Genomic DNA, 18,307 nt, shown 5'->3' with positions numbered 1-18,307 from the left:
TTTTTGCAGCCCCCCTTGCGTTGCAATTCGGTACAAGGAGATCGCGTTTAACTGGCAGTGGAGGGTCCACCACGCATACCCACGAACGATAAAAATTTTCAGGGGAAGTTTTCTATGTCTACGCCTTCAGCGCGTACCGGCGGTTCATTAGACGCCTGGTTTAAAATTTCTGCGCGCGGCAGCACCGTGCGTCAGGAGATTGTTGCAGGTCTTACTACCTTTCTGGCGATGGTGTATTCCGTCATCGTGGTGCCGGGTATGCTCGGTAAAGCGGGCTTTCCGCCGGCCGCGGTATTTGTCTCCACTTGTCTGGTGGCGGGCGTTGGCTCGCTGGCGATGGGGCTGTGGGCGAATCTGCCAATGGCGATCGGTTGCGCCATCTCGCTGACCGCCTTTACCGCCTTCAGCCTGGTGCTGGGGCAGCAGATCAGTATTCCGGTAGCCCTTGGCGCGGTATTCCTGATGGGTGTCCTGTTTACGGTGATTTCCGCAACCGGCATCCGCAGCTGGATCTTGCGCAACCTGCCGCAGGGCGTGGCGCACGGTACCGGGATCGGGATTGGCCTGTTCCTGCTGCTGATTGCTGCCAACGGCGTTGGCCTGGTGATCAAAAACCCGTTGGACGGTCTGCCGGTGGCGCTGGGTAAATTTGATAGCTTCCCGGTGGTAATGTCGCTGATTGGTCTTGCGGTGATCATCGGTCTGGAAAAGATGAAGGTGCCTGGCGGTATTCTGCTGACCATCATTGGCGTGTCGATTGTCGGCCTGATTTTCGATCCCAACGTTCATTTTTCCGGGGTTTTCGCCATGCCATCCCTGAGCGATGCGCAGGGTAACTCGCTGATCGGCAGCCTGGATATCGTCGGTGCCCTAAACCCGGTCGTGCTGCCAAGCGTGCTGGCGCTGGTGATGACTGCGGTCTTTGACGCCACCGGTACCATCCGCGCGGTGGCTGGCCAGGCAAACCTGCTGGACAAAGACGGGCAGATCATCAACGGCGGAAAAGCACTGACCACCGACTCCCTGAGCAGCGTCTTCTCCGGTTTAGTCGGGGCGGCGCCGGCGGCGGTGTATATCGAATCGGCGGCAGGTACCGCGGCTGGCGGTAAAACCGGGCTGACCGCGGTGACGGTCGGTGTCCTGTTCCTGCTGATCCTGTTCCTCTCCCCGCTCTCTTATCTGGTGCCGGCCTACGCGACCGCACCGGCGCTGATGTACGTCGGCCTGCTGATGCTGAGCAATGTGGCGAAAATCGATTTCAACGACTTCGTTGACGCGATGGCAGGCCTGATCACCGCGGTGTTTATCGTGCTGACCTGTAACATCGTGACCGGCATTATGATCGGCTTTGCTACCCTGGTTATCGGTCGTCTGGTCTCTGGCGAGTGGCGCAAGCTGAACCTCGGTACAGTGGTGATTGCCGTGGCGCTGGTGGTGTTCTACGCCGGCGGTTGGGCGATTTAAACCCTTCGTGCTCCTCACGGGCGGCTCAGGCCGCCCGTTTTATTTTTAAACCACATCTTGTTTCCATTTGCGTTAATCTGGGTAGCGTATGATTCACAGGCACGACGCCTTACAGGTATAAAAGAAAACGCAGCAAACAGGGAACACATGGAAATATTCTTTACCATCCTCATCATGACCCTTGTGGTCTCACTCTCCGGGGTAGTGACGCGTGTACTGCCCTTTCAGGTTCCACTCCCACTGATGCAAATCGCCATTGGCGCGCTTCTGGCGTGGCCGACCTTCGGTTTGCACGTTGAATTTGATCCAGAGCTATTTCTGGTCCTGTTTATCCCGCCGCTGCTGTTCGCCGACGGCTGGAAAACGCCAACCCGCGAATTTATTGAGCATGGGCGCGAGATCCTTGGTCTGGCGCTGGCGCTGGTGGTCGTGACGGTGGTCGGCATCGGCTTTCTGATCTACTGGATTGTGCCGGGCATTCCGCTGATCCCGGCGTTTGCGCTGGCGGCCGTGCTGTCGCCGACCGACGCCGTGGCGCTTTCCGGCATCGTCGGGGAAGGGCGGATACCGAAAAAAATCATGGGTATCCTGCAGGGAGAGGCGTTAATGAACGACGCCTCCGGCCTGGTCTCGCTCAAGTTTGCCGTCGCGGTGGCGATGGGCACCATGGTCTTTACCGTTGGCGGCGCCACCGTTGAATTTCTGAAGGTGGCGATCGGCGGTGTGCTGGCCGGGTTTGTGGTGAGCTGGTCGTATGGCCGCTCGATGCGCTTCCTCAGCCGCTGGGGTGGGGATGAACCCGCCACGCAGATTGTCCTGCTGTTTCTGTTGCCGTTTGCTTCCTATCTGATTGCCGAACATATCGGCGTCTCTGGTATCCTGGCGGCGGTGGCGGCGGGGATGACCATCACCCGTTCCGGCGTAATGCGTACCGCGCCGCTGGCAATGCGCCTGCGCGCCAACAGCACCTGGGCGATGCTGGAGTTTGTCTTTAACGGCATGGTCTTCCTGCTGTTGGGCCTGCAGCTGCCGGATATCCTCTCCAGCTCGCTGGTGGCGGCGGAGGCTGACCCCAACGTCGAGACCTGGATGCTGTTTACCGACATTATCCTGATCTATGCCGCATTGATGCTGGTGCGTTTTGGCTGGCTGTGGTCGATGCGCAAGCTCAGCCAGCGCTTCCTGAAGAAGAAACCGATGGAGTTTGGTTCCTGGACTACCCGTGAGCTGCTGATCTCCTCTGTTGCCGGGGTGCGCGGGGCGATTACCCTTGCCGGTGTGCTCTCAATTCCGCTGCTGCTGCCGGACGGGAATGTTTTTCCGGCGCGCTATGAGCTGATTTTCCTCGCCGCCGGGGTGATCCTGTTCTCGCTGTTTGTTGGGGTGATTGCGCTGCCGATCCTGCTGCGTCACATTGAATCGAGCGATAATGTGCAGCAGCGGAAAGAGGAGCGTCTGGCGCGCGCGGCAACGGCCGACGTGGCGATTGTGGCGATCCAGAAGATGGAAGAGCGTCTGGCGGCGGATACTAAAGAGAATATCGATAACCAGCTGCTGACCGAAGTCAGTTCGCGGGTGATCGGTAATCTGCGCCGTCGCGCCGATGGTCGTAACGACGTGGAAACCACCATGCTTGAAGAGAGCCTGGAGCGCCGCTTCCGCCTGGCGGCGCTGCGCTCTGAGCGCGGCGAGCTGTATCATCTGCGCGCCACGCGGCAGATCAGCAACGAGACGCTGCAGAAGCTGCTGCACGACCTCGACCTGCTGGAAGCGCTGTTAATCGAAGATCAATAACCTGTAATCCGGATAGCGCGACGCTTATTCGGACTACTGGCGAGACGGCAGTATATGTGTAGCCCCGGTAAGCGTTAGCGCGACCGGGGGAAACCCGGGCAGCGGCGCAAGCACCTGACCCGGGCTACCCCTTCCTCTGCGGAACGCGTTGTCACCAGGGAATTATTCCAGCCAGAACGCTTTACTACACGCCAGCCATGCCTCGGCGCTACGCGACATGTACACGCCCTCCCGCCAAATCATCCCCAGCTCCCAGCGCAGCTCGCTTTGCAACGGGATCCAGCAAAAATTCTGCCGGTCGAGACGCTGGCAAATCGGCTCGGGCAGGATCGCTACGCCAATGCCCGCCTGCACCATGGCGGCGAGAAAATCCCACTGGCCGCTGCGCACCGCGATACGCGGCTTCACGTCATGCTCGGCAAACAGCCGCATCAGCTGCTGGCTAAGGGCAAATTCCTCGTTGTAAATAACCAGCGGATGCGACGCCAGCTCGGCCGGTGAGAGCGAGGTTTTACCTTCCCACGCCGCGGTTCTTGGCGTCAGAACGCACAGCGGGTGATTGAACAACGGCAGGATGGTGAGGCTGCTATCCTCCTCGACAGGCAGGGCAGTCATCGCCATATCAAGTTCGCCATTGCTGACCGCCTGCTGGACCGTCAGGCCGCCAAACTCGGCGATCTTCAGCTCGACACCCGGGTAGCGCTGGCGGAAGCGACTGATCGGCTCGGCCATCAGCATCCCGACCATCGGCGGAATGCCAAGCCGCAGCACCCCTTTATGCAGGTGATTGATATCACTCAGCTCTGACTCCAGCTGGCTGAACTCGCCAAGGATCGCCTGACCGCGTTCAAAAACCACGCGACCGGTATCAGTGAGCAACAGTTTGCGGCCATCGCGGATCAGTAGCGTGCAGTTCAGCTCATCTTCGAGATTTTTGAGCATCTTGCTGATGGTGGGCTGTGTGACAAACAGCTTTTCCGCCGCGCGAGTAAAACTCTGCTGACGAACCACTTCAACGAAATAGCGCAGCGTTCGGATATCCATAATTATTCCCTGAGACTATACCTGCGATGATTTTAATTCATTTCTGTCCGCTTCGGCGGCTCTCTATACTGCACGTCTGACTTCTTTTTTCAGGACTATCGCACATGGCCTTCGCGCCAGCTCGCGTTGCTCCCGCCGTGGCGCAGCGACTTCAAATCCCGGTACAGGTTCTGCTCTACGTCGGGTTATTCATCTTCGCACAATATCTGGTGAACAGGTGGCAGGTACCGCTGCCGGCTAACCTGGTCGGCATGGTGATGCTCCTGCTGCTGATTGTCTGCCGGGTGATACCGGTAAGCTGGGTGCGCGCCGGCGCCCGCTGGCTGCTGGCGGAAATGCTGCTGTTCTTCGTCCCGGCGGTAGTGGCGGTGGTGAACTATGCCCAGCTGTTGATGGTTGATGGTTGGCGGATTTTTCTGGTGATTGCCTTAAGCACGCTGATGGTGCTCGGTGCCACCGCCTGGGTCGTTGACAAGGTCTATCGTTACGAAGTGAGCAGGTTAAAAAAATGAGCGATGCCGTGCTGAGTATCCTGTGTCTGGTGGCGACGCTGGGCCTCTATTACGCCAACAAAAAACTGTATCGCCGTTTTCATAAACTGCCGCTGATGCCGCTGGTGTTCACGCCGATCCTGCTGGTGCTGATCCTGGTGGTAGGCCACATCTCTTATCAGAGCTATATGGGAGAGACCCACTGGCTGCTGTGGTTGCTGGGCCCGGCGACCATCGCCTTTGCCGTTCCGGTGTATGAAAATGTCACGGTGATTAAACGCCACTGGATGTCGCTCAGCGCCGGGGTGATAACGGCGGTGGTAGTGGCTGTCACCAGTTCCGTATGGCTGGCGCGCGGGTTTATGTTGTCTGATGAAATCCAGCGTAGTCTGGCGGTGCGCTCGGTGACCACGCCCTTTGCGCTGGCGGCGGCGAAACCGCTCGGCGGTCAACCCGATCTGGTGGCGCTGTTTGTGGTGATCACCGGCGTGTTTGGCATGGCGGTGGGGGATATGCTGTTTTTACGCCTTGCTATCCGGGAAGGGATGGCGAAAGGCGCTGGTTTCGGTGCGGCTTCCCATGGCGCGGGGACGGCGCGCTCCTATGAGCTTGGCCAGCAAGAGGGCGTGGTGGCCAGCCTGGTCATGATGCTGTCAGGTGTAGTGGTCGTGCTGGCGGCACCGGTAGTGCGCTGGCTGCTGTTTTAACATTATCGCCAGAGTAAATGTTAAGAGATATTGAGAAGGGGAATAACTATCGGCTATTCCCTTTTTTTGTTATTGATGCATTTAACGGTTCATCATAAAGGATTAAGCCAAGTCTTAAATCAGCATTGAGTTTGTAACTAAATGTTTCTCTGTGTGGTTGAATTTAATTATGAGGTAAATATCATATAAATATCCAATTATCTTTGCGAATTTTATAGATTTTTATCTGATTGATTTTTATTGGTTTTCATATAACCATCCGTACGTGGTGATGCTATCTCGTAAAAAATCAATTTTTACATTAATAATTGAGTTCTTACCGCATGCTAGTTATTATTTTTACGCGAGCTTGTATTATTGAATGGATTCAAATGCTGGTCGTTTATTTATGAATAATATTAATTGTCATAAACCATATGTCATGTAAATACATGCATGACGCCGCGCTGCTTGAATTTCATTCTCTAATATCGCTGCATAAAGCAATTGACGGACTGATTGTCGTTTATAATGGATATGGGAATAAATATGAAGATGAGTAAAAAATTTCTGGCGGGTGCCCTGATTTTCTCTGCCTGCAGCGTGCTGTCTACCGTTGCTCAGGCTGATAACACCATTACCTTTAATGGTGTTGTTTCCGATACGACCTGTACGGCGACCATTGATGGCGGCGTAACGGCTATTGATATGGGCACCACCTCAGTGGCCGATCTGAAAGCGTATACCTTCGGCGCTGCCAAGAACTTCTCCTTTAGCTTAGCTGATTGCCCGACCGCGGAAGAAGGTGGCAACAGTATCGCACGTGTCACTTTTGGCGGTGTTTCTGATACCGCGAACAGCGATTATTTTAAAAACCAGGCGACTGATGAGCCAGCAACCGGCGTCGCTGTGGCCCTTTTCGACGAAGCGGGCAATGTGATGAAGAATAACGAAGAGGGTTCGGATGTTGATATCTCTTCGGGTGCCGCTACCATTCCGTTCACCGTTAAAATGGTGAAATCGGGTGACGCCGATCCGACGAAAGGTACCGTTCAGACAACCGTAACTTATAACGTGACCTATCATTAATTCGGCTTTTTGTTGAATGGAGAAAGGGGAATCGCCTGCTATTCCCCTTTAATTAAACATATGAGATATCCTTTTTTTGCGATCGGTTTATTGCTGTCTTCTTCCCTCGCGCAGGCCAGCGTGGTCGTTGGCGGTACGCGTCTGGTGTTTGATGGTACGAAAAATAACGCTGTAATAACGGTTGAGAATAAAGATCATAACAGCAATATCGTCCAGTCCTGGCTCTCGGTGGTCGATGCCGCCTCACCCGCCAAAGACGCATTTATTATTACGCCGCCGCTGTTTCGTCTCAAAGCCGGGGAGAAAGGATTTGTCCGTGTAGTTCGATCAGGCAAGAAATTACCCGACGATCGCGAATCGATGTTTTGGCTCAATATTAAAGGGATCCCGGCAACAGAATATGTTCCTGATAAAAATGTCGTGCAGTTTGCGATTAATTCGAAAATAAAATTGATTTATCGACCCGCCACATTAAAAGGTAATACACCGGACGCCTATGCCGACAAATTACAGTGGGGAAAAGACGGGACGTCCGTAACGGTAAAAAATAGTTCGCCGCTGTATATGAATTTCTCGCAGGTCAGTTTTAACGGTAAAAATATTTCTGGCGCATGGTTTGTTGCCCCGTTTTCTACTTTAAAGATACCCGTGCAGAGTAACTTGTCCGCCACAGGAAAAAAAGAGATCACATGGAGCGTGATTAATGATTATGGTATGTCAGGGAAAAAATATACCGCTATCATTCAGTAGCGTAGAGCTGCTTTTTTCAGCCAAAAGTATTTGCGTCGTTATTGTTTTATGTCTGAGTACCCTGTCTTCTCGCGCTGAGGCCGGCGAATATTTCAACCCGAATTTACTCGAAGTCGCTGAGGATCCTGCGACTTCGGTGGACTTGTCCTATTTTTCGCAAGATGGCGTCCCGCCGGGAACCTACCATCTGGATGTGTACATCAATGATAAATATGTCGGCTCCGAAGCGCTGACGTTTCAGAAAAATGAAAATGACGCCAGCGCGGCCGTTTCTCCCTGTCTTTCCGGGGAACTGCTAAATTCATGGCTCGTCAATACCGCTGCCTATCCGCAATTGTTCAATGAAAGGGAAACCTGCGCGCGATTGTCGGCGATCCCAGGGATAATGTTTACGGTGACGCTCGCTCAGCAGCGGATAGATTTTACCGTCCCCCAGGCCGCCATGCTGAATCGCCCCAGAGACTATATTCCCGAGAGCCAGTGGCAGCAGGGGATCAACGCCGGTCTGCTCAACTATAGTGTCACCGGGCAGCGCAATGCGCCACGGCATAACGGCACCACTATCGACAGTCAGTTTGTCAGCCTACAGCCTGGAGTAAATCTGGGTCCATGGCGCCTGCGTAACTACAGCACCTATAGCCACAGCGACAATAATAGCCGCTGGGAGTCGGTTTACTCCTATCTCGCCCGCGATATTCATACTCTGCGCAGCCAGCTGGTGGTCGGTAATACGTATACCTCTTCCGGCATCTTCGACAGTTTGAGCTTTACCGGTCTGCAGCTTAGTTCGGATAAAGAGATGCTGCCTGATAGCCAGCATGGCTTCGCTCCCACGATCAGAGGTATCGCGCGCACGACTGCCGAAGTTTCGGTTTATCAGAACGGTTACAGCATCTATAAAACCACCGTGGCGCCAGGCGCCTTTGAAATTAACGATCTGTACGCCACCGGTAGCGCCGGCGATCTGTACGTCACCGTTAAAGAATCGGACGGCAGCGAGCAAAACTTTGTGGTGCCTTTCGCCTCGCTGGCGATCCTGCAGCGCGAGGGGCAACTGGACTATGCGCTGAGCAGCGGCAGGACGCGATCGGGCAGCTCTGACGATAAAGAATATAACTTTATTCAGTCTTCCCTGGCCTATGGGGTAACCAGCAACGTTACCCTCTATACCGGTTTTCAGCAGGCGGAAGATAAATACACCAATGTACTTTTCGGCGCTGGCTTTAACCTCGGTACTATCGGTGCGCTGTCGTTTGATGGCTCTCAGTCATGGGCTGATGTTAAAGCGAGCGAAACGGCTACCTCGACAAATAAAGAACAGGGGCAATCGTATCGCGTCCGCTTCAGTAAAAGTTTTCTCGAGACGGGGACCAGCTTTTCCGTGGCCGGCTACCGCTACTCCACCTCGGGATACTATTCGTTTCAGGATTTTGTCGATAACTCCTCCACGCAGGGCGACTGCTGTATGCAGAGCGGCAGAACGAAGGGCCGGTTTGACGCTTCGTTGTCGCAGACGTTATTCGGCTATGGCTCGCTCTCACTTTCGTTGGTCAATGAGACCTTCTGGGACAGCTCGCGCATGGAATCGGTGGGCGTGGGATATAGCGGGTCGATCGGTAAAGCGTCTTACTTTATTAACTATTCCTATAACCGCAATGTGCAAAGCACCGATGACAGCAGCAATAACCGGCCATCCAGCGATACGGTCGTCTCTCTAACGTTAAGCATCCCGCTCGGAGATACGCTCTCCGCAAATTACACCATGAACCATGGCCGCCATAATGACACGACACATAGCGTGGGACTCAACGGCTCGGCGTTCGAGGATCGTTCCCTGAACTGGAGCGTACTGGAAGGGTACAACACGCAGGATAAAAGCACCTCCGGCAACCTCAACGTCAACTACCAGGGCTCAAAAGGCGACGTAGCTGGCGGCTATGGCTACGACCGCTACAGCAATCACTACAACTATTCGCTGCGCGGGGGCATGGTCGCCCATGCGGGCGGACTCACGTTATCACGCTTTCTTGGCGAGAGTTCTGCGCTGGTCGAAACGCCTGGCGTCAGCGATGTGACAGTGCGCGGTCAGACAAACGTGACGACGGATGCCGCCGGATATGCAGTGGTGCCTTACGTCCGTCCGTATCATCGTAACAGCCTGGCACTGGATGAACAGGAAGTACCCGGCGCAGAAGTGGATAACGTCGCCAGAACGGTGGTTCCGACGCGCAATGCGATCGTCAAAGTGAAGTACGACACGCGAATTGGCTATAAGGCGATGCTCACCCTGCGCACTCGCGGCGGCGTGGTGCCTTTCGGCGCGCTGGTGACCCTCGATAATGATCACGGTAGCGCGTCGCGCAGCAATATCGTTGGTGATGAGGGGCAGGTATATCTGACGGGGCTGCAGAAAAAAGGCCAGCTGTTAGCGCGTTGGGGAGAAAAAAGCAGTGAGCAATGCATCGTTCATTATGACTTTTCCAGCATCGCCCTCAGCGACGATATTCTGTTTTATCAGGCCAAATGTCGGTGATGGATGCACGTGTTCAACAGGGAAAGAAGAGGGCTGATATGAATACGAGAGAATATGGCACAGGGGGCATTATACTGGCCAGCCTTTTGCTGCTCTCCCTTCCGGCGCGGGCTTATGAGGGCAGCAGCACGATCAATTTTAACGTCACGGGCACCATCGAGGCGCCTTCCTGCGAGGTGGCCGTGGAGCCGTCGAACAGTATCGATTTAGGCACCGTCTCCTCGCAGACGTTCTCCGGACATGCCGGGGCGAGCGGAGCCAGCGTGCCGGTTAAGCTGGTTTTTACCCGCTGTTCCGCCGATGCGTCGGCGGTGACGATCGCATTTAGCGGTACCAGCTTCGATAGCACCCACGCTTCAATTTATAAAAACGTCCAGACTGGCAGCAATGGTGCCAGTGGCGTCGGTTTGCAGTTGCTCAGCATGAGCGACCAGCAGCCGCTGGGCCCCGGCGATCAGTATCTCTATACCTTGGTTAACGAGACGGATGTACATACGTTTGACATGGTGGCACGCATGTATGCGCCCTACGGTCAGGTGAGCCCCGGTATCGTCGGCTTTACCGCCACGTTTGATGTGGCATACAAATAATGTTTTCGACAGGGAAGGGTATGAAAAAACTAATCTTGCTATTCATGATGATACTGGTTCCCTCCTACAGCTGGGCGATATGTGGCGGGGTGAATTATGGTGATGTCTCAATGACTAACCTGCCGGAAAAAATTTTGGTTAACGCCGGAAGTTACACCGCAGGCACGATACTGTACGATTCAGGGAAAATTACCCGCTCGCAAACAGAAATGACCAACTGTGAGGGGAGTATTTACGCGGTATTTGCCTGGTCTTCAAACAATGCAGGGGCGCTAGTCGGGGATAATATCTATGCCACCTCGGTGCAGGGGATCGGTATTCGGGTCAAAGTGTGGCTGAATATTAGTGGTGAATATGACGGTGATACCGATGATTTCAGCCCCGACTCGCAGGTGCATTATATTGGGGATGTGAATTATTATCTGGGTAAGCCCTCAGGCTTTATCGATTATTACGCTTCCACACATTACACTCCGGCGTACCAGCTGCAGCTGGTGGCTACTGGCGGGGTCATTGCCAGCAATAGCACATTATCATTTAGCGATCCGGTGGCGACAGTATCGGCAAAGGACAGACAGAGCACGGTATCGATTTCCCGACTCCACATCAGCGGTACCACCAGCATTCAGCTAATCCCAATGGGATGTATTACCAACAGTAGTGGCCTCAACTTTGCCATGGGCTCGGTCAACGCGAGCGAATTTAATACCGCGACAAAAGTGGGCAGCGCGCGGGAGTACCTGACTCTCTCCTGCGAGCCGGGAACCAATGTTTCAATGCGGGTAGTGGCCGCGCAAGCCAGTGGGGATAATCCCGATAACACGGTCATGGCCTTAACGGCGGAGACAAATGCGGCGACCGGTGTGGGGGTCCAGTTAAATTTAAAAGGTGAAGCGCTGCCGCTGAATACTGATATCAGCCTTTATACCTCAAACCGAACGACGGTGACCAACAGTGGTGCAGATGCCAGTTATAGTTATTTCACCAACCCCGACAGCCCCGGCGGGGCAGCGGCCATGCAAACGCTCGCCTTTTCCACTAACTATTACAAGACGGGGAGTACGGTGACCCCGGGGACAGCCAACGCCACCGGGGTAATCACCTTCACTTATAACTGAGGATCCTGGCCCTTCCCCTGACAACGCCGGGGAAGGGCCAGGACGATTAATGCGCCTGGCCGCGTTCGATACCAATCCCGGTTTGGGAACGGATAAACTGGGCGCGGAACTGCTCGCGCTCGCGCATCCCTTCCGGTGAGTTATCGGTCACGGAGAAGACCCATATGCCGATGAACGCGATGGCGATGGAGAACAGCGCCGGATATTCATACGGGAACAGCGCTTTCTCATGGCCGAGGATCTGCACCCAAATGGTGGGGCCGAGGATCATCAGGATTACTGCGGTCAGCAGGCCCAGCCAGCCGCCGACCATCGCGCCGCGGGTGGTCAGCTTCGACCAGTACATCGACAGCAGAATAATCGGGAAGTTACAGCTGGCGGCAATGGAGAAGGCCAGGCCGACCATGAAAGCAATGTTCTGATTTTCAAACAGAATACCCAGCAGGATCGCCACGACCCCAAGGATCAGCACGGTGATCTTGGAGACCTTCAGCTCCTGACGCTCGGTCGCGCCCTTGCGGAAGACGTTGGCGTACAGGTCGTGCGACACCGCTGACGCGCCGGCGAGGGTCAGGCCCGCCACTACCGCCAGGATAGTGGCGAAGGCCACCGCAGAGATAAAGCCGAGGAACAGATTGCCCCCCACCGCATCCGCCAGATGCACTGCCGCCATGTTATTACCGCCGATAAGCTGTCCGGCCGCGTCTTTAAACGCCGGGTTCGCGCCGACCAGCATGATGGCGCCGAAGCCGATGATAAAGGTCAGGATATAGAAATAGCCCATAAAACCGGTGGCGTAGAAGACGCTTTTACGCGCTTCTTTGGCGTCGCTCACGGTAAAGAAACGCATCAGAATATGCGGCAGGCCAGCGGTACCGAACATTAGGCCAAGACCAAGAGAGAGCGCGGATATCGGATCTTTCACCAGTCCGCCGGGACTCATAATCGCCGCCCCTTTCGGGTGGACGGCCATCGCTTCGGTAAACAGATTATTGAAGCTGAAGCCGACGTGTTTCATTACCATAAAGGCCATAAAGCTGGCGCCGCACAGCAGCAGAACCGCTTTAATAATCTGCACCCAGGTGGTCGCCAGCATGCCGCCGAACAGGACATAGAGCACCATCAGCACGCCAACCAGCACCACAGCGACATGGTAATTGAGGCCGAACAGCAGCTGGATCAGTTTACCTGCGCCCACCATCTGGGCAATCAGATACAGGGCCACCACCACCAGCGAACCGCAGGCGGAGAGGGTGCGGATCGGCCCCTGCTTCAGGCGGTATGAAGCGACGTCAGCAAAGGTATAGCGACCAAGGTTGCGCAGACGTTCAGCGATCAGGAACAGGATAATCGGCCAGCCGACGAGAAAGCCCAGCGAGTAGATCAGCCCGTCGTAGCCGGAGGTATACACCAGCGCGGAGATACCGAGGAACGACGCTGCCGACATAAAGTCGCCGGCAATCGCCAGCCCGTTCTGGAAGCCGGTAATATTGCCGCCGGCGGTGTAGTAATCGCTGCGCGAACGCACCCGTTTTGACGCCCAGTAAGTAATGTACAGCGTCAGGGCGACGAAAATCAGGAACATGACAATCGCCTGCCAGTTGGTCGGCTGGCGCTGTACCGCGCCGGTAATGGCGTCTGCGGCGTGAGCGCCAAGGGGCAGCAGCGTGGCGGCGAGCGCCGTCAGGACTCTCTTGATCATGCTTTTACCTCGTTGAGAACGCTCTTGGTCAAACGGTCGAATTCACCATTGGCCCGCCAGACATAAATACCGGTCAGGATAAACGAAATGACGATCACGCCAATGCCCAGAGGGATCCCGCGGGTGACGCTGGTTCCGGCGTGCAGCGGGGTGCCGAGCCAGCCGGGTGCAAAGGCGATAAGCAAAATAAAGCCCACGTAGATCACTAACATAATCACTGACAGAATGGCGGCAAACCGTTGCCGTGATGCAACTAACTCCCTGAAATGCGCACTATTTTCTATCCGCTGACAAAGTTGTTCATTCATCTTAGCGTCTCCAGAGGTCTCCCTTTCGTCATCCACTCGGTAGACGCTGGCGACAGCAACCCCTCCGGCGTCGGAGCCGGGACAGGTTTTGCTGACGGCGTTCCTGCGAGTGAAATCCTGGGGGAGGGACTTATTTTTATCCTCTCCCCGGCGGGGGAGAGGGTGTAGGGAATCGGTCCTTGCTTACGATGGCATGGTAATGGCCTGCTTCTCTTCGAGCAGTTTTTCCACGACGCCAGGATCGGCGAGGGTCGAGGTATCGCCGAGGTTGCTGGTGTCACCCGCGGCGATCTTGCGCAGAATGCGGCGCATGATTTTGCCCGAGCGGGTTTTCGGCAGCGAATCGGTCCAGTGCAGCACATCCGGCGTTGCCAGTGGGCCGATCTCTTTGCGCACCCAGTTCCGCACTTCGGCATACAGCTCCGGCGTCGGTTCTTCGCCGTGATTGAGCGTCACGTAGGCGTAGATGGCCTGGCCTTTGATGTTATGTGGGATCCCCACCACCGCTGCTTCGGCGATTTTCGGGTGCGAGACCAGCGCCGATTCGATCTCGGCGGTACCCAGACGGTGTCCGGAGACGTTCAGGACGTCATCCACCCGGCCGGTGATCCAGTAATAGCCATCTTCATCACGACGCGCGCCGTCGCCGCTAAAGTACATATTTTTGAAGGTGGAGAAGTAGGTTTGCTCGAAGCGCTCGTGGTCGCCGAACAGGGTACGCGCCTGACCAGGCCAGGAGTCGGCGATGGCAAGGTTGCCCTCGGTGGCGCCATCCAGCGGCAGGCCTTCGTTATCCACCAGCATCGGCTGGACGCCAAAGAACGGACGCGTCGCGGAGCCGGCCTTCAGCTCAATCGCGCCCGGCAGCGGGGTGATCATAAAGCCGCCGGTTTCGGTCTGCCACCAGGTGTCCATCACCGGGCACTTCTCGTTACCGATCTTCTTCCAGTACCACTCCCAGGCTTCCGGGTTAATCGGTTCGCCGACCGAGCCGAGAATGCGCAGCGAGGAGCGGTCTGTGCCTTCGATAGCTTTGTCGCCTTCCGCCATCAGGGCGCGAATAGCCGTCGGGGCGGTATAGAGAATGCTGACCTTGTGCTTATCGACGACCTGGCACATGCGCGCCGGCGTAGGCCAGTTCGGTACCCCCTCGAACATCAGGGTGGTGGCGCCGCAGGCCAGCGGGCCGTACAGCAGATAGCTATGGCCGGTGACCCAGCCGACATCGGCGGTGCACCAGTAAATATCGCCCGGATGGTAGTCGAAAACGTATTTGAAGGTGGTGGCCGCGTAGACCAGATAGCCGCCGGTAGTGTGCAACACCCCTTTTGGTTTACCGGTGGAGCCGGAGGTATAGAGGATGAACAGCGGATCTTCGGCGTTCATTTCGACGGGCCGGTGTTCGGCGCTGGCGTTCGCCATCAGGTCGCTCCACCACAGGTCACGGCCTTCCTGCCAGTCGATGTTGCCGCCGGTGCGTTTCAGGACCACCACGTGTTCAATGCTTTTCACGTTCGGGTTTTTCAGCGCGTCATCGACGTTTTTCTTCAGCGGGATGGCGCGACCGGCGCGCAGCCCTTCGTCAGCGGTGATCACCAGGCGTGAGCTGGAGTCGATAATGCGTCCGGCCACCGCCTCCGGCGAGAAGCCGCCGAAAATGACCGAGTGGATCGCCCCGATGCGCGCGCAGGCCAGCATCGCCACCGCGGCTTCCGGCACCATCGGCATATAGATAGCGACCACGTCGCCTTTTTTAATCCCGAGGTCGAGCAGCACATTGGCGAAACGGCACACGTCTGCATGCAGTTCACGGTAGGTGATGTGCTTGCTTTGGCTGGCGTCGTCACCTTCCCAGATGATGGCGGTTTGATCGCCACGTTCGGCGAGGTGGCGGTCGAGACAGTTAGCGGCGAGGTTCAGGGTGCCATCTTCATACCATTTGATGGAAATATTACCCGGTGCGAAGGAGGTGTTCTTTACACGGGTATAGGGCCGCATCCAGTCAAGGATCTTGCCCTGCTCGCCCCAAAATGTATCAGGGTCGGTTATGGATTGTTGGTACTGCGCCTTGTACTGATCCGGGTTAATCAGGCAACGTTCCGCAATATTAGCGGGAATAGGGTGTTTGTGAATTTGGCTCATGGCTTTTTTTCTCCTTTGAACTTGTTAAATATATGTCAAACAAACGTTAAGAGTAGGGGTTTTGACAGCTTTGTTTGTTAATTGGGGGGCAGATCACGCAATGATTAGACTGAGTGAAATTTCATCAAATGAAACTTTGAAGTGAAATAATTACGTAAATGAATTTATAGAAACTGATGGTGTGAAATATTTTTTATTACAAATACTTATGCAATGTAATTGGGGGAAATTCGCTGCTTTATGCATAAAAGTAGAGGAAAGCCCTGTTCTTAAAGGCTTGCACAGCATGCCGTGCAAATGATACTGATATTGCGCGTTAAATAACCCTACAAAGCAACGCAACACAATTCATACCCCCTGCAGTGGGTACCATGACGAAAAGGAATGGTGCCTTTCATTGAGGAAGTCAGTAGTGAAGAAAACAAAAAAAGTCAGTCTGGCCTGGCAAATTTTGCTAGCCCTGGTGCTGGGTATCCTTCTGGGCAGTTATCTGCATTACCACGCCGAAAGTCGCGATTGGTTAATTAGCAATTTGCTGACGCCGGCGGGCGATATCTTTATCCATCTGATTAAAATGATCGTGGTCCCGATTGTCATTTCGACCCTGGTGGTCGGGATCGCCGGCGTGGGCGATGCCAAGCAGTTAGGCCGGATCGGCGCCAAAACCATTATCTATTTCGAAGTGATCACCACGGTGGCGATTGTGCTGGGTATCACCCTGGCCAACGTTTTCCAGCCGGGAACGGGCATTGATATGTCGCAGCTGGCGGCGGTTGATATTTCGAAATACCAAAGCACTACTGCCGAAGTGCAGAGCCATGCGCACGGCCTGATGGGCACCATCCTGTCGCTGGTGCCGACCAATATCGTGGCGTCGATGGCGAAAGGCGATATGCTGCCGATTATCTTTTTCTCGGTGCTGTTCGGTCTGGGGCTCTCCTCGCTGCCGGCGACCCACCGTGAGCCGCTGGTGACGGTCTTTCGCTCCATCTCCGAAACCATGTTTAAAGTCACCCACATGGTGATGCGCTATGCGCCGATCGGGGTATTCGCCTTGATTTCGGTGACCGTCGCTACCTTTGGTTTCGCCTCGCTGTGGCCGCTGGCCAAGCTGGTGCTGCTGGTTTACTTCGCGATCCTGTTCTTCGCGCTGGTGGTGCTGGGGATTGTCGCGCGTCTGTGCGGTCTGAGCATCTGGATCCTGATCCGCATCCTGAAAGATGAGCTGATTCTGGCTTACTCTACCGCCAGTTCGGAGAGCGTGCTGCCGCGCATTATCGAGAAGATGGAAGCCTACGGCGCGCCGGCGTCGATCACCAGCTTTGTGGTGCCGACCGGTTACTCCTTCAACCTCGATGGTTCAACGCTGTATCAGAGCATCGCGGCGATCTTTATCGCCCAGCTGTATGGTATTGACCTCTCCATCTGGCAGGAAATCACTCTGGTGCTGACCCTGATGGTGACCTCGAAAGGGATCGCCGGCGTGCCGGGCGTCTCCTTCGTGGTACTGCTGGCAACCCTGGGTAGCGTAGGGATCCCGCTGGAAGGCCTTGCCTTTATTGCCGGCGTCGACCGTATCCTCGACATGGCGCGTACCGCGCTGAACGTGGTGGGTAATGCGCTGGCGGTGCTGGTTATCGCCAAGTGGGAGCATAAGTTCGACCGCAAAAAAGCGCTGGCGTATGAACGCGAAGTGCTGGGCAAGTTTGATAAAACCGCCCAATAAAACACAAAGCCCGGCGCGAGCGCCGGGCTTTTTCTTATCCTTTACTGATCCGGTCAAACTCTTCGCAGCCGGTATCAAACCCCTCCAGGCAACTGACGTTGAGCCAGTGCAGCGCCTTCTGCTTATTCGGTTCGATAAAGCCTTTCTCTCCCTGCTGGAACATCATGCCGGCCCAGTATTCGGCATAGCCGGTGCGGGAAAGTGATGAACTGCCTTTGAAGTATTCGCTTGCTTTCACATCATCTTCCGGGCCGTGCACGCCGCTGGCGTAGATCAGCCCCAGCAGCATCTGGGCGTCCACCGCCGCATCGCTTTCGCTATCCCGGGCGGCATCCTGCAGCAGCGTGATGGCGTGCGCTACGTCGGTGGCGCCAGCCTGACGGTTGACCAGCACCCGCGCCAGAACGATCTCCCCGGATTTACTGCCGGCCTTGACGGCTTTTTCCGCCAGCTGGCGGGCCTGTGGGTAGTCCGCCTGTTGGGGATTACGGATTTTGAGCTGCGCCAGCAGCGCCAGCGCATCGCCATCGCCCTGGGCGGCCGCTTTCTGCGCCCAGTATTCGGCTTTTTGATAATCGCCGGAGCTGACCCAGGTGTCGGCAAGGTAATATTGCGCGCGTCGATCGCCGGCTTCCGCCTGCTGTTGATACTGACTGCCGGGTTCGGTGGCCACCGCTGCGCCGCTGGTGAAAACCAGTAGAAATAAATAGAGGTATTTCATTTGTATTTATTATCAGTAAGGAACATAGCGCGCAGTATAAAGGGAGGCGAAAAAGAAGAAAATGGTGGGTATCGGTAGGTAGGGCCGATTTGCGCTACCTGACCGTAGGCCCGCGCAAGCGCAGCGCCGCCGGGCGGCAGACTGCGAAC

15 protein-coding genes and 1 pseudogene are annotated in these 18,307 nt (G+C 55.5%); 11 read left to right on the top strand and 5 right to left on the bottom strand.

The window, feature by feature from the left end; genetic code table 11:
- Positions 1–114: 114 nt before the first annotated feature.
- On the top strand, positions 115–1,464 hold the full coding sequence (locus LGL98_RS23350; RefSeq protein WP_136029777.1) for an NCS2 family permease: 1,350 nt from the start codon (positions 115–117) through the stop codon (positions 1,462–1,464).
- A 147-nt stretch (positions 1,465–1,611) separates the two neighbouring features.
- Positions 1,612–3,258, top strand: coding sequence for a Na+/H+ antiporter (locus LGL98_RS23345; RefSeq protein ID WP_136029779.1), 1,647 nt, complete (start codon positions 1,612–1,614; stop codon positions 3,256–3,258).
- Between the two features lie 162 nt (positions 3,259–3,420).
- On the opposite strand, the gene LGL98_RS23340 is transcribed toward LGL98_RS23345, so the two are convergent.
- Positions 3,421–4,302: a LysR family transcriptional regulator gene (locus LGL98_RS23340; RefSeq protein WP_136029781.1), complete on the bottom strand. Its 882-nt coding sequence runs from the start codon at positions 4,300–4,302 to the stop codon at positions 3,421–3,423.
- Positions 4,303–4,406: 104 nt separating this feature from the next.
- On the opposite strand from LGL98_RS23340, the gene LGL98_RS23335 reads away from it, so the two are divergent.
- The 7 genes from LGL98_RS23335 (at position 4,407) to LGL98_RS23305 (ending at position 11,559) form a co-directional block, all read left to right on the top strand.
- Positions 4,407–4,814 (top strand): CidA/LrgA family protein, encoded by a 408-nt coding sequence (locus LGL98_RS23335; protein ID WP_136029783.1) that lies wholly within the window; start codon positions 4,407–4,409, stop codon positions 4,812–4,814.
- On the top strand, positions 4,811–5,500 hold the full coding sequence (locus LGL98_RS23330) for an LrgB family protein (protein WP_136029785.1): 690 nt from the start codon (positions 4,811–4,813) through the stop codon (positions 5,498–5,500). Before LGL98_RS23335 ends, LGL98_RS23330 begins: the two co-directional genes overlap by 4 nt.
- 510 nt (positions 5,501–6,010) lie before the next feature.
- Positions 6,011–6,568: a fimbrial protein gene (locus LGL98_RS23325; protein ID WP_165931844.1), complete on the top strand. Its 558-nt coding sequence runs from the start codon at positions 6,011–6,013 to the stop codon at positions 6,566–6,568.
- Positions 6,569–6,628: 60 nt separating this feature from the next.
- Positions 6,629–7,318 carry a fimbrial assembly chaperone gene (locus LGL98_RS23320; RefSeq protein WP_136029786.1) on the top strand — a complete coding sequence of 230 codons (690 nt, stop codon included), beginning with the start codon at positions 6,629–6,631 and terminating at the stop codon, positions 7,316–7,318.
- On the top strand, positions 7,272–9,851 hold the full coding sequence (locus LGL98_RS23315) for a fimbria/pilus outer membrane usher protein (RefSeq protein WP_136029788.1): 2,580 nt from the start codon (positions 7,272–7,274) through the stop codon (positions 9,849–9,851). The genes LGL98_RS23320 and LGL98_RS23315 overlap by 47 nt, the downstream gene beginning before the upstream one ends.
- A gap of 38 nt (positions 9,852–9,889) precedes the next feature.
- Complete coding sequence (locus tag LGL98_RS23310; protein WP_136029790.1) at positions 9,890–10,441, top strand: fimbrial protein; 552 nt, start codon at positions 9,890–9,892, stop codon at positions 10,439–10,441.
- Positions 10,442–10,461: 20 nt separating this feature from the next.
- Positions 10,462–11,559, top strand: a complete 1,098-nt coding sequence (locus LGL98_RS23305) for a type 1 fimbrial protein (RefSeq protein WP_136029792.1) — start codon at positions 10,462–10,464, stop codon at positions 11,557–11,559.
- 46 nt (positions 11,560–11,605) lie between these two features.
- On the opposite strand, the gene actP is transcribed toward LGL98_RS23305, so the two are convergent.
- From actP to acs, 3 genes are all read right to left on the bottom strand, one after another.
- Positions 11,606–13,258: a cation/acetate symporter ActP gene (actP, locus tag LGL98_RS23300; protein ID WP_136029906.1), complete on the bottom strand. Its 1,653-nt coding sequence runs from the start codon at positions 13,256–13,258 to the stop codon at positions 11,606–11,608.
- On the bottom strand, positions 13,258–13,569 hold the full coding sequence (locus LGL98_RS23295) for a DUF485 domain-containing protein (protein ID WP_004177812.1): 312 nt from the start codon (positions 13,567–13,569) through the stop codon (positions 13,258–13,260). The genes actP and LGL98_RS23295 overlap by 1 nt, the downstream gene beginning before the upstream one ends.
- A gap of 183 nt (positions 13,570–13,752) precedes the next feature.
- Positions 13,753–15,711, bottom strand: coding sequence for an acetate--CoA ligase (gene acs / locus LGL98_RS23290; RefSeq protein ID WP_136029795.1), 1,959 nt, complete (start codon positions 15,709–15,711; stop codon positions 13,753–13,755).
- Between the two features lie 100 nt (positions 15,712–15,811).
- Here acs and LGL98_RS23285 point away from each other — a divergent pair.
- Both LGL98_RS23285 and gltP read left to right on the top strand, forming a co-directional pair.
- Positions 15,812–16,012 (top strand): annotated as a pseudogene (locus LGL98_RS23285) (hypothetical protein).
- A gap of 111 nt (positions 16,013–16,123) precedes the next feature.
- Complete coding sequence (gene gltP, locus LGL98_RS23280; RefSeq protein WP_012543161.1) at positions 16,124–17,437, top strand: glutamate/aspartate:proton symporter GltP; 1,314 nt, start codon at positions 16,124–16,126, stop codon at positions 17,435–17,437.
- A 34-nt stretch (positions 17,438–17,471) separates the two neighbouring features.
- Here gltP and LGL98_RS23275 read toward each other — a convergent pair whose 3' ends face one another.
- Positions 17,472–18,158: a tetratricopeptide repeat protein gene (locus LGL98_RS23275; RefSeq protein WP_136029797.1), complete on the bottom strand. Its 687-nt coding sequence runs from the start codon at positions 18,156–18,158 to the stop codon at positions 17,472–17,474.
- Between the last annotated feature and the right edge of the window lie 149 nt (positions 18,159–18,307).

The sequence above is a fragment of the Klebsiella africana genome (assembly GCF_020526085.1).
Taxonomy (GTDB): Bacteria; Pseudomonadota; Gammaproteobacteria; order Enterobacterales; family Enterobacteriaceae; genus Klebsiella; species Klebsiella africana.
The sequence above is the reverse complement of the archived record's forward strand: the minus strand, read 5'-3'. Positions and strand labels throughout refer to the sequence as shown.